This window comes from Parasphingomonas caseinilytica, assembly GCF_036663755.1.
In the GTDB taxonomy this organism is placed as follows: domain Bacteria; phylum Pseudomonadota; class Alphaproteobacteria; order Sphingomonadales; family Sphingomonadaceae; genus Sphingomonas.
In genome coordinates this window covers 1-12,478 of the sequence record NZ_JAXOJL010000010.1, presented here as the reverse complement: position 1 = coordinate 12,478, position 12,478 = coordinate 1, and the positions used below count along the sequence as shown (strand labels likewise).

The 12,478-nt window shown below is 62.6% G+C and carries 10 protein-coding genes and 1 pseudogene; 4 read left to right on the top strand and 7 right to left on the bottom strand.

Annotation, left to right across the window (positions count from 1 at the left end):
• The first annotated feature begins 192 nt into the window (after window positions 1-192).
• The 3 genes from U1738_RS17775 to U1738_RS17765 are packed head-to-tail and all read left to right on the top strand — an operon-like array spanning window position 193 to window position 3,133.
• Window positions 193-1,413, top strand: coding sequence for an extracellular solute-binding protein (locus U1738_RS17775; RefSeq protein WP_332790374.1), 1,221 nt, complete (start codon window positions 193-195; stop codon window positions 1,411-1,413).
• Window positions 1,410-2,291: a carbohydrate ABC transporter permease gene (locus U1738_RS17770; protein ID WP_332790373.1), complete on the top strand. Its 882-nt coding sequence runs from the start codon at window positions 1,410-1,412 to the stop codon at window positions 2,289-2,291. The genes U1738_RS17775 and U1738_RS17770 overlap by 4 nt, the downstream gene beginning before the upstream one ends.
• The gene (locus tag U1738_RS17765; RefSeq protein WP_332790372.1) at window positions 2,282-3,133 is read left to right on the top strand and encodes a carbohydrate ABC transporter permease; all 852 of its coding nucleotides are present in this window, start codon (window positions 2,282-2,284) and stop codon (window positions 3,131-3,133) included. The genes U1738_RS17770 and U1738_RS17765 overlap by 10 nt, the downstream gene beginning before the upstream one ends.
• Here U1738_RS17765 and U1738_RS17760 read toward each other — a convergent pair.
• On the bottom strand, window positions 3,083-4,159 hold the full coding sequence (locus U1738_RS17760; RefSeq protein ID WP_332790371.1) for an ABC transporter ATP-binding protein: 1,077 nt from the start codon (window positions 4,157-4,159) through the stop codon (window positions 3,083-3,085). The genes U1738_RS17765 and U1738_RS17760 overlap by 51 nt on opposite strands.
• A gap of 193 nt (window positions 4,160-4,352) precedes the next feature.
• Here U1738_RS17760 and U1738_RS17755 point away from each other — a divergent pair, with 193 nt between their 5' ends.
• A complete protein-coding gene (locus U1738_RS17755; protein WP_332790370.1) occupies window positions 4,353-4,607 on the top strand; it encodes a DUF3253 domain-containing protein in 255 nt (84 codons plus the stop codon).
• A gap of 274 nt (window positions 4,608-4,881) precedes the next feature.
• Here U1738_RS17755 and U1738_RS17750 read toward each other — a convergent pair whose 3' ends face one another.
• From U1738_RS17750 to U1738_RS17725, 6 genes and pseudogenes are all read right to left on the bottom strand, one after another.
• Entirely contained in the window at window positions 4,882-6,879 is a 1,998-nt protein-coding gene (locus U1738_RS17750; RefSeq protein ID WP_332790369.1) for a hybrid sensor histidine kinase/response regulator, read from the bottom strand.
• A 73-nt stretch (window positions 6,880-6,952) separates the two neighbouring features.
• Entirely contained in the window at window positions 6,953-8,437 is a 1,485-nt protein-coding gene (locus U1738_RS17745) for an ATPase domain-containing protein (protein ID WP_332790368.1), read from the bottom strand.
• 172 nt (window positions 8,438-8,609) lie between these two features.
• Window positions 8,610-9,080: a VOC family protein gene (locus U1738_RS17740; protein ID WP_332790367.1), complete on the bottom strand. Its 471-nt coding sequence runs from the start codon at window positions 9,078-9,080 to the stop codon at window positions 8,610-8,612.
• Window positions 9,081-9,090: 10 nt separating this feature from the next.
• Entirely contained in the window at window positions 9,091-10,161 is a 1,071-nt protein-coding gene (locus tag U1738_RS17735; RefSeq protein WP_332790366.1) for an MBL fold metallo-hydrolase, read from the bottom strand.
• A gap of 271 nt (window positions 10,162-10,432) precedes the next feature.
• Entirely contained in the window at window positions 10,433-11,773 is a 1,341-nt protein-coding gene (locus U1738_RS17730) for a chloride channel protein (protein ID WP_332790365.1), read from the bottom strand.
• A gap of 482 nt (window positions 11,774-12,255) precedes the next feature.
• A pseudogene (locus U1738_RS17725) lies at window positions 12,256-12,357 on the bottom strand (PEPxxWA-CTERM sorting domain-containing protein); the annotation flags it as partial.
• Between the last annotated feature and the right edge of the window lie 121 nt (window positions 12,358-12,478).

Below are 12,478 nucleotides of genomic sequence, written 5' to 3'. Positions count from 1 at the left end.
GACCGGTCGGAAGGCTTAAGCAATTGCACCGTCAACTAAACACCGGCGAAATTCGACCGATCTTGATCGAGATCAGTAAGAATAAAGTCGCAGTTCGGCTTGGCGCTGGCGCGACGCGACAAGGACTGTCACACACGATGGATGAGGGGCGGCGACATTTCGGAACGATGGCGTCCGTCGCGCCGGAGCTTGATGGGATGCGGTGCCGCCGCTCTGCTCGCCGCGTGCGCCGGCCGGCGCGACCCGACGGCGTTGACGGTATGGGCGATGAGCTATGAGGGCGATTACGCCCCGCATCTGATGCCCGCCTTCACCGCGAAGACCGGCATTCCGGTCGAGGTGCAGACCCTGCCATGGACCGCGGCGCACGAGAAATTGCTAACCGCGCAGGCCGGTGGCTCCTTGCCGGACGTGCTGATGCTCCCCAATGGCTGGGTCGGCGAATTCGCGCTGATCGGCGGGTTGGCCCGCGTGCCAGACGCATCGTTCGTGAGCGATCAATATCCCGGCGTGCTGGAAACGGTGCGGCACGCCGGCATGGACTATGCGGTGCCGTGGTCGGTCGCGCCGCAGGTGCAGTTCTTCCGCCGCGATTTGCTGGACCGCGCCGGCTACGCGACGCCGCCGACCAACTGGGAGGATTGGCGCGCCATGGGGCACCGGCTGAAACGGCAGCGGCCGGGCGAGTTCGCCTTTCTGATGCTGCTCAACTGGTGGGACGCGCTGTTCACGTTCGCCGGGCAGATCGGCACGCCGCCATTGCGTGAACGCGATACGCGGGGCAATTTCGACACGCCCGAATTCCGCCGCGCGCTCGGTTTCTATAAATCGATCTTCGACGAGGGGCTGGCGCCGCGCGTGCTGTCGACCGAGATACAGGATCCGCTCGCGGCGTTCGCCCAGGGATATTTCGCGATCTACCCGAGCGGCCCGACGCTGTTGCTCGATCTCCATCGCCGACGCAGCGAGATCGCGCCGGAGCTGTGGGGCACGGCCAGGATGCCGGGGCCGAACGGGCCCGCGGCAGCGTCGGGGGTGAGTTCGAGCCTGGCGGTGTCGGCGTCGTCGCGGCGATCGGCCGATGCCTGGAGGCTCGTCGAACACATGACCTCGGCCGTCAGCGAATTGCGCTTCCAAAGCCTGATCGGAAATCTGCCGGCGCGGCGCAGCGCCTGGGAAAGTCCCAAACTCGCTACGCCGGTGCTGAAGCCGTTCGCGGACCAGATGCTGCAGCCCGCCTACGGGCCGAACATCGTCGAATGGGAACGGATCCGGACCGAGGTGCAACTCGTCGCCGAACGCGTGGTGCGCGGGCTGATGACGATCGCGGAGGGGACGCGCCAGATGGACGTGCGCATCGACGTGCTGCTCGCCAAGCGCCGCAGCCTGGTCCAGGCGGGCAAGCTCGTATGACGCGGCAATCCCGGACAGCCTGGCTGTTCACGCTGCCCGTGCTGGCGGTGATCCTTCTGGTGTTCGTCGTGCCGACGATGCTCGCACTGGTGCTGAGCGTGACCGATTACAGCCTGTATGCGCTGGCCGATTGGTCCAACCTGACCTTCGTCGGGCTCGGCAACTTCGTCGATCTCGCGCGCAATCCCTTGTTCTGGCGGTCGCTGTGGAACACGGCCCTGTTCGCGATCCTGGGGGTGCCGGCCGCGATCGGTGCGTCGCTGTTCGCCGCCCTGCTGCTCAATTCGGCCACGGTACGGTGGAAACCGTTCTGGCGCGTCGTGCTGTTCGCGCCCTATGTCACGAGCATCGTCGCCACCGCCGTGGTGTGGCGCTTCCTGCTCAACACGCGGTTCGGAGTGATCAATTATGCGCTCGGGCTGATCGGCGTCGCGCCGGTCGATTGGCTGGGCGATCCCCGCGCGTCGATCCCCGCGATCCTGATTTTCGTGACGTGGAAGATCTTCGGCTACAACATGGTCGTCTTCATCGCCGCACTTTCGGCGGTACCGCACGATCTGATGGAAGCGGCGCGGCTCGACGGGGCGGGGTTCTGGACGCGGTTCCGCCACGTCACGCTGCCCGCGATCGGGCCGACCTTGCTGCTGTCGGCGGTGATGAGCGTCGCGGGTTTCCTGCAGATCTTCGCCGAGCCGTATGTGATGACCCTGGGCGGCCCGGCGCAAAGCACCGTCACGATCATGTATTTCATGTTCGACGAAGGGTTCAAATGGTGGAACTTGGGGCAGGCCTCGACCGTGGCGTTCGTCCTGTTTCTGATGATCCTGATGCTGACATTGGTGCAGACGAGAATCGGCAGGCGCTACGAATGGCTGTGAAAAAGCTTCGCGCCGTCCTGCTCAACGCCGCGGTCGCGCTGCTTGCGGTGGTGACGATCGCGCCGCTGGCGTGGATGGTGACGGTGTCGTTCATGCCGCGCGGCGAATCGAATGCTTTCCCGCCGCCATTCTGGCCGAGCCGGTGGAGCATCGAGAATTATTACGAACTGCTGGTGCGGCGGCAGTTCGATGGCGCCTGGTTCGACTATCGGATCGTGCCTGCGATCGGCAATTCGCTGTTCGTCGCCGCGGTGTCGACCGTGCTCGGACTGCTGCTGACCGCACCGGCGGGATACGCCTTCGCGAAGCTGAAGTTTCGCGGGCGCGAACGGTTGGTGAAGGTGCTGATCGCATCCTTGGTCGTGCCGGGGCAGGTGGCGATGCTGCCCCTGTTCCTGATCTTCAAGGAATTGGGGCTGGTCAATTCCTATGCCGGCGTGATCCTGCCGGGTCTGGCGGGAATCTTTGCGATCCTGTTCGTGCGGCAAGCGACGCTGGGCATTCCGGACGAGCTGATCGATGCGGCGCGACTGGACGGCGCAAGCGAGCTGCGCATCTTTCGCGCGATCGTCCTGCCATTGTTAGCACCGGTGACGGTGACGCTGGCGCTGTTTATATTCCTCGGAAGCTGGAACGACTTTCTGTGGCCCTTGATCGTGCTGGCGGACCAGCATCTCTACACGCTGCCTGTCGCGATCGCGGGCATCGCGCGCGAACATGCGGCGGACGGCGAATTGATGATGGCGGGCGCGGTGGTGACGACGATGCCCGTGCTGCTGCTGTTCCTCGCCCTACAGCGTTACTACATAACCGGACTGCTGGGGGGCGGCATCAAGGGTTGAGGGAAAGGCCCGGCCGTCCGTGCCGAATAGCTGCGTTTCGCCCGGCGCGACGGCGAAGCGCAGTTCCTCACCCAGCACCACGGCGCGATCGCCGGGCAATTGCGCGACGATCGTGCCGGCGGCACCGCGCGCACCCAGATGTGCGAACGACAATGGCCCGAGACGTTCGAACAATTCGACCGCGCCGCCGAACGGCCCCTCCGCATCGATCCGCAGATGTTCGGGCCGGATCCCCAGCGTGACCGCGGTGCCGATCGCCGTGGCCGGCACGTCGATCGCCACCTGCAGCATCGTGTCGTCGGCCAGGCGCACCGTCGTTCCGGTCGGGCTGCTCGTCGTCACCGTCGCCGCCAGGAAGTTCATGCCGGGCGACCCGATCGCTGTCGCTACCGCCAGGCTCGCCGGTCGGCGATACAGATCCATCGGCGCGCCGACCTGCTCGATCCTGCCGTTCGACATCACGACGATGCGGTTGGCCAGCGTCATCGCTTCGAGCTGATCGTGCGTCACGTAGATCATGGTCGTGCCGAGCTGCTGGTGGAGGCGCGCCAGTTCGTGCCGCATCTTCACGCGCAATGCCGTGTCGAGGTTGGACAGTGGCTCGTCGAGCAACAGAACCTGCGGCTGCCGGGCGATCGCGCGAGCGATCGAGACGCGTTGGCGTTGCCCGCCCGATAGCGCGCGCGGCCGACGGTCCAGCAGATCGGACAGGTCCATCGTCCGCGCGACCGCATCGACGCGCTCGGCGATCGCCGTCTTGCGCCATTTGGCAACTTTCAGCGGAAAAGCGATGTTTTCGGCGACCGTGAGATGGGGATAGAGCGCGTAGGACTGGAAGACCATCGCCAGGCCGCGATCCGCCGGGGCGGCGTCGGTGACGTCGCGATCACCCACGAAAATCCGCCCGCCGTCCGGTTCTTCGAGGCCCGCGATCAGCCGCAACAGGGTGGATTTGCCACAGCCGGACGGGCCGACGATGACGAGGAATTCGCCGTCGTCGATCGTCAGGTCGGTCGGTTCAAGCACGCGAGAGCTGCCGAAATGTTTGCTGACGCCCGCAAGCCGTACTGCCGACACTGGATACGAGACCTTTCGATTGGCGGGCACGATAGGGAAGATATCGGCCAAAGTAGAGGTAATTAAACGATATCGTCTTGCTTCATGCTTGTCGGCCGGGCCATGCGGATGATCGCGTTTCGAGAGCAAGGCGGATGATCTGATGTCGAATCCGACGGACCAGGCGCGAGAGCTCACGATCGCCCTGTTGGCGACGCGCGCTTCGAGCGCCTCGGTTTGTCCAAGCGAAGTGGCGAGAGCATTGGCGGCGTCGGCTGGCGGGGACTGGCGCGGCGCCATGCCGGTCGTCCACGCGGCAGTGGACCAACTGGTCCGCGAAGGCGTAATCCGCCTCAGCTGGAAAGCAATCCCCCTGTCGCAGCGTGTCGAACCCTATCGGATCATGCGAGGAGAATGATCTCCCCGTTGGCGCAAATCCTGGGGCGCAAAGCTTCGAACGTCGTTTCGCATTTTCCGGCGCGGGTGGAGACGCCCGGAGATGAGGACAGAAAGCTGCGCCGAGCCCTGCCCCGAAAGCGCGCTTCAGTGGGGTGGGGATGATACTCTCGATTTGGAGTGCTCCTCGAACATGAACAAATGTCCGATTAGGGAACGCGGCCATGCGGTGCCGAACGTCTGCTTCTGGGTCCTCGATCCTACAAAGTTGCCAGTTTGCTAGCCGCGTGCAGCTTTTACGTCATAGGCGTTGCAGCCCGTGCCAGCATCTCAGACACACGTGTGGCAAGCTCATCAATTGCAAACGGCTTCGTGATCATCGCCATGTTGGTTCCAAGGAATCCTGCTCGGATAGCGGCATTCTCAGCATAGCCGGTGATAAAGAGAACCGGCAAGTCGGGACGGTGCTGGCGCGCGATCTCTGCAAGCTGGCGCCCGTTCATACCGGGCAGGCCGACATCGGAGATCATCAAATCGATAGGCTGATCTGAAGCCAGGAATGGGATCGCGGCATCCGCCTCCTTGGCCTCGATCGTATTATACGCCAACTCCTCCAGCACTTCGCGGACAAGCAGCCTGACTGAAGGATCGTCCTCGACAAGCAGCACATTCTGCCCCTGACCCTGAGGCACCGGAGCCACACCAGTCTTTTCTTCCTCGGCCACGGCTTCACCCGCAACGAGGTATATGGAAACTGTAGTCCCAACGCCTTGCTGGCTATGAACCCGAACCTGACCGCCGGACTGCCGGGCAAAGCCGTAGACCATCGAGAGACCAAGTCCCGTACCTTGGCCAATCGGTTTTGTCGTGAAGAACGGATCGAATACTTTTTCAAGCACCTCGGGTGCCATGCCAACGCCAGTATCCGACACCGACACTACGACGTAACGACCTGGCTTCACATCTGGCCGAGATGCAGCGTAGCTATCATCAAGATCGACGATCCTGGTCTCGATCGTGAGCTGTCCCCCCTCGGGCATGGCGTCACGCGCGTTAATCGCAAGATTCAAGATCGCGTTTTCGAGCTGGTTGGCATCTGCGATGGCGGAAGGCACATCGTCCGCTGTCACGATCCTGAGGGCGATATTTTCGCGGATTGTACGTCGCAGCAAATCCTCAAGGGACACCAGAAGATGGCCAGTATCGATCGGCTTGGAATCCAGCGATTGGCGCCGTGAAAAAGCCAGCAGGCGCGCGGTCAGCCCGGCAGCGCGCTGGGCGGACGTGGATGCGGCGTCCATAAACCGATCAAGATCATCGAGCCGCCCACTGGCGATACGCCGTTTGATAATATCGAGTGCACCGATGACGCCGGTCAACATATTGTTGAAGTCGTGCGCGATGCCACCAGTAAGCTGACCAACAGCCTCCATCTTTTGACTTTGTCGAAGCGCTGTTTCAGCCTGCACTCGACTTTCCATCTCGGTCGTCAGCGCAATCGTGCGCTCGCTTACCCGCGCCTCCAGCAACTCTTCCGCTTCCTTGCGCTCGGTAATATCCTGCACGAAAATGTAGAAGCCATCTACGTTACCTTGCGCATCTCGACGCGGCAGATAGCGGATTTCAGCCTCGCGCCGTCGCCCGTCCCGGTGCGGCCATGGCACTTGGAGCTGAACCGCCTCACCGGCAAGCGCGGCGCTGATACTGGATTCACGAATCGCGAAATTTTCCGCTCCCAAAACCTCTCGGACATCGCGCCCGATCACGTCCTCCGGTGTTACATAGAACCAGTCTTCATAGGCACGGTTCGCAAATCGATAGCGGTAGTCACTGCCAAGGAAGCCGATCAGGACCGGCAAGGAGTCTGCGACGAGACGAAGCTCCGCTCCGCTAGCCGCCAGCGCTTCACGCCCTTTTTCCAGCTCGTGTAACTGGTCCCTCATATCAAATTGCTTTTGGCGCGCCCGCATTGCCGATGCTGTCGCGCTGGTCAACGATGCGGAGCCAATCGGCCGTTCCAGGACGATCGCGTTACTTACAACGCCCGCCAGCTTCGCTCTTACAGCTTCGTCGCGTCGCGTCGGGGCGCTATGACGCGCAGCCAGAATGATAAACGGTACATCCGACCAGGCGGGCTGTGCCGCAAGAGCCGCCCGCAATGGCGCGATGTCACCTTTCAGCACCTCGTCTGTCAGAAGGACGGCGCCGACCTCGTCATCGATCGCCGCAGCCAGTCCCTCGACATCCTTACAGACGATCGCGTGATACCCTTGTGGTTCAAGGACGCCCCTCAAACTCTCGGCATCCCGCCCGAACGGGGCAATGACAAGTACTTTGTGGCCTTCGGCGGCAGTGCGGTGCCCCACCTTAGCGGTCTTCCATCAGCGGCGCGCGCTCACCGGTGTATTCGGGGGTGCCGGTAAGAACCCCCTTGAATGCCGTTAGCGGTTCACCGACACGAACCCCGTGCGCGTCGATCCGGAATTCCCGGATCGCGTCCTCATGGGGGCCGGCCCGGTTTTTGATAATTGAGATCGCTTTGCGGATACGACCATCAGCCTCAAAGAACCGCAGCATCATAACCGCGTCGGCGATGTAGGAAATGTTGAGGTTGGACGCCATCGTGCCCAGCAGACCCTGCTGCGGGTTGATGAGCAGAGTCAGCACCCCCTGCTGGTTCAGGTAAGAAAGCAACTCATGCATCTGGAGGATAAGCTGCTGTTCTTGCGGCATGGCAGAAAGATAGCCGTTGAGGCTGTCGATAATGATCATCCGCGCCCCACGATCCTGGACGTCGCGCCGGACGCGCGTGGCGAATTCGCCTGGCGATTGCTCGGCGGGATCAATCTGGTGAATGACCAGACAGCCGGCATCGATGTGCTTCTGAATATCGAGACCAAATGCCTTGGCTCGAGCCTCCAAAGTTCCGATACGCTCGTCGAACTCGTAGATCGTCGCGCATTCACCGCGTTCACAGGCGGCATGCGCATATTGCAGCGCAATCGTCGTCTTTCCAGTGCCGGCCGGGCCGGTGATCAGCGTGCAGGTTCCCCGCAGCGGCCCCCCGTTGATGAGCGAGTCCAGCTCTGCCACGCCGCTCGGAACCGGCTCTCCTACGTAAGAGGTGTGATGGTCGGCAGCGATGAGCCGCGGGTAGATATCAAGGCCGCCCTTTCGGATGTTCATATCGTGGTAGCCCGCGACGAAATCGACGCCTCGGAGCTTTTGAACCTGAAGGCGACGGCGAGCCGCGCCAAAATCGAGCGTCAGACGGTCTAACGTGATGACGCCGTGGCACAGGCTATGAAGATGACTGCTTGTGCCATCAGCGGCGCCGCTCATGTCGTCGACGAGAATCACCGTAACGTCGCGGCTCGCGAAATACTGCTTAAGGGCCAAAACCTGGCGTCGATAGCGCAGCGTATCCTGAGCCAGCAGCCGCAGCTCGGAGAGGCTGTCGAAAACGACGCGTGATGGATTTACGCGGTCAACCTCAGCCTGAATGAGCTTTACTGTTTCACTCAGTTCAATTTCCCAAGGGTGCAACACCGATTGCTCTTGGCCTTCGCCAAAAACGTCGCCCATGGCGCTGAGTTCTAAAATCGTGAAATCGTCGATATCCCAGCCATGTGAGGTAGCTACAACGGCAAGCTCCCGCTTGGTCTCCGACAGCGTTATGTAGAGCGTTTTCTCGCCCAGTAGAACTCCACAGCGAAGAAATTGCAGCGAAAGCGTCGTCTTGCCCGAACCCGGTATGCCCTCAAGAAGGTAGAGTTGGTTCGCCGGCAAACCGCCGTGCATGATCGCATCGAGACCGTCGTTTCCGGTCGTAATCTGCTTTGCTGCAGTCATCATCTCTTAGGCCTGTCCATTCGTGGGATTGGCAAGCCGGAAGAGGGTCGCCGCTATGTGATTATATGGGCATGATCGGCATCAAATAAAGGACGTTATCGTAGAACGTTAGACATAAACGAGCGGCAGGTTTCGGAGCGACGGAAACGGTGCGCCAACGGCTGTTTGTGGGTCAATCTGACACGGTGGGATGCGCGTCGTTGATCTCGACAACGTAGCCGTCAGGATCACGCACAAAAATCTGTCGGACGCGATCCGGTCGGATCTGGACCGCATGGTGGCCGTCCATGTCCGTCCACCCGATGTGGAGTGCGTTCAGTCGCATGACCATTGCGTCCAGATCTGCGCAGGTCAGTGCGTAATGATCCCAACGGTTGTGTGGGGCGCCTGGCTTGCCGTGGGCGACGATATGCAGCATCCGGCCGCCGCCAAGCACGAACCAGCGCGCGGCGTCGCGCGGAAACGGTGCCGGAACCTCGCGCAGGCCAAGTACCCGTGCGTAAAAGGCGGCGGACCGTCCGAGGTCCGCTGCCTGGATGCCAACGTGATCAAGCGATAGTGCCGGTGCCGTCGCTACGAGCTGAGCGCGGACGGGTGCGCCGGGCACTGCAAGCAATAGGGCAGCGGCAAAGACGTGACGCATCGGTCTCTCCTCAGGCTCGGCCGAACAGATAGCGGGTCCCAACGATCGAGCGGATCACCTTTCCTGGCATCGCCGCTTGCGCTGCCGCGATGAAAGTTTCGCCTGAGCAGTGACCGGGGATGACGATATCGGGGTTGAGCGCTTGCATCAGCGCAACGGTCTCCCGCGCCTGCGCGGCCGTCTGCGGCGGTACAAGATGGAAACCGCCCACGATCGCGTGTACCCGGTCTACGCCGGACACTTCCTGCGCCTGCCGTACAGTGTTGATGATCCCGCGATGGCTGCACGAGCCGATCACGACCAATCCTCGGCCGGCGAGATGGTACGCCGTGCCGAGTTCGTGGACGGCATCGTCGACGAGAAAACGTGCGTCACGCTTGATCGGATCGAGCAGGGCGCGGTCGCAGCCCTGACCGGGCAACATGCCGGTCGGGACCCGCGGCCGCTCAGTCGAGACGAACGGGATACGACCCGTGGTAAAGCCCTGGCCCGCTACGATCCTTGGATCTCCCGAAATAACCGGGACCACGCCCGCGCGGAGCAGCGCCGCACGGTCGATCGCGCCAAACGGCGGTCCATCTGGGTCGGGACCGCGGACGCGTGCGCAGAACGCCTCCTCACCGCCCACAAATAGCGGTGTGCCGCGTCGTAAGCGACCTGCCGTGAGCAGGCCGTCGAGGCCACCGAAATGATCGTAGTGGCCGTCGCTCAGCACCATCGCATCGACAGTCGCGGCGTCGATACCGAGCAGCGCCATGTTGCCTAGCAGCGCCTCAGGCGTGTAGCCGAAGTCTATGAGCGTAGTGCGCGCCGCAGCTCCGATGCTTGAACGCACGAGCAAGGAATAGCCCCACTGACCAGCGAACGCCTGATGATAGTCACGCGTTATCGGGGGCGGCAACACCTTGATGATCGGTGTGTCGATCGGTGTGCCAAAGACCGCCGTGGTGCTGTCGATCAGGACGGTTAGTTCGAGTTTATCGACAGTGGGTATTGTGAACGTTGCGGCCTTGATGGGGCGCGGCCACGCCACCGTCGACGCTGCTGCAACTATCAGCAATTTCCTGCGGTCGATTTGCACGGCGCGTCTCCTCCCATCGCCGGCAGTGAACGCCTAAATGTCATCACGATCAAGCTGTGACAGCGTTCGCGCGGAGGCTCGCAATGCGCAACGCTTCTTCGATCCGCTTAGCTTCGCGCCTTACAAGGGCTACGCCGATGCGTAAGCAGGTCCCCTGAACCAACGTCCAGAAACGGCCGGCGGTAAACATCGCTGGAACGACGGGACTGGGTCGAAGTTGCGCCGGCTGACCAACGCCGAATGGTCCTTTGGCGAGCGCAAGAGCGATGGGTCAGATGGCATCCGTTTCGACGTTTGCCGGCGTCGGTTGCAGGAACGGTTTAGCAAGGCCGTGATACAAGCGCTCCTTGCAAATCATCGCGCTAACGACGTCGGCGATCAGTGCGGTGGCGAACAAGGGGATGATCATACCCCGGCTGGCGGTTGTCTCGCTAATGATAATGACGGCGGTCAACGGCGCGCGGACGACGCCCACGAAGTACGCGATCATGCCGAGCAGCACCACTGCGCCTGCTGGATCATCTGGAAATGCGGCTGTCAGCAGATTGCCAAAGCCTGCACCGACCGCGAGCGACGGTGCGAACACGCCGCCCGGCGCGCCGCTGAGCGTCGCCATCAACGCTGACACGAACTTGGCGAGGCCGAACCACAAGGGTTCATAATGCCCCTCGACCAGCTGCCGAGTCGCTTCGAACCCGGTGCCCCAGGTCGCGCCGTTGGAAACGAGGCCGAGGATCGCGACCACCGCGCCGCACAGACATGCGATCATTACAGGACGTCGCTTGGCGCGCACCAGCCGGCCGCGCGTTGGTGTCGCGACCGCGAGTACGATGCGCGTGAACAGGCCGCCGGCCAGGCCGCCGAGGACCCCGGCGGCGGGGGCGACGACGAGCACCGATCCGAGCGCGAGCGTTTGTCGCATCGTACCAAAATAGACATAATCGCCGGCAATCCCGAGGCTGACCATCCCGGCGATCATCACCGCGACCATCACCAACACCGCGACCTTCTGCTCATAGGCAGAGGCAAGCTCCTCGATCGCGAACGCGACTCCAGCAAGCGGCGTGTTGAAGGCGGCGGCGACGCCGGCCGCGCCGCCTGCGATCAAGACGCCAGCGGTGACGGGCACGCGCAACAGGCGGTGGCAGGCGACCATGATCGCCGCGCTAAGCTGGACGGTGGGCCCTTCGCGACCGACCGCACCGCCTGCGCCGAGTATCGCCAGCGTCATTGCGATCTTGGCGGCGGCCGTCCGTAGCGAGACGAGCGGCCCGCCGCTCTTGCCGCCAGGATCGCGCGACGCAGCGATCACCTGCGGAATGCCAGAGCCGCGCGCCTCGGGTGCCCAGCGCGCGGTTACGTAGGCGACGAGACCGAACGTTACGGGTGTCAGCAGAAGCGGCGCGTACGGCCAGGACGCTACTAGCCGCCCGAACAGCATCTGCGAAACATCGCCGAGCTTGGCGAAGACGAGTGCGGCGAGCCCCAGCAGCACCGCGCCGGCACCGGTCGCGAAGCGCCGGTTGAAGAGCGCGACGGCTCCGTGCGCCTTGTTCGTTCGTCCCTCAACCAGCTTCTGCAGCCAGGCGCGGTATGTCGAGAAAGCTGGCATCGTGCCCTTCGTGCGCCTGCTGTTTGCGTCAGCGGGCCGTAACCGTATGGCGCGGCAAATGCCAACTCGGGCCGAAGAACGCTTCCTAATGTGCATCAGCAGGTGGTTCCGCCCCGCCGAGCCACTGACAAGCGGGGCGTCCGCGCGTTCTACGGCCGATCGTGGTGATCTAGTGGTAGCGTCTCGCTGCAGTCCGAAATGCCTCCGCCTCGCTCTTTCAAATAGCCTGACCCGAAAACTTGACGAGCGGCGGCTTTCGGGGTGCTGGCAGGGCGGCGTGAACGTCGAGTTATGGGTCGTCGAAGCTGCGGACCAGCCAGTCTGCAACGCGCCCAACTCTGTTCTTTCGAGGCCACATTTTCTAGCCTCACAAGCTGACGCTAGTATCGCCAAAACGAGGTTCATCTGGCGCTTGGTCGGGTGCCGCACAAAATGGCGCCGGCCACAGGCCGACGCCTTTCTGGACCACCACTGACCGTCGATCAGGCGAAGGCGATTTCGGCCCTGCGACGGCGGATTGCCGCGCCGGTCAGCCCGAAGCCGACGATTATCATACCCCAGGTCGCGGGCTCAGGGACGGCGCCGCTACTAGGGTCAGGACCCATTGATGTAAGCGTCGCGATCTGATTCAGGCTCTGCGAGGAGACTGGGCATGAGCGACCTATATTGGCTGACGGACGAGCAGATGGCGCGGCTGGAGCCGTA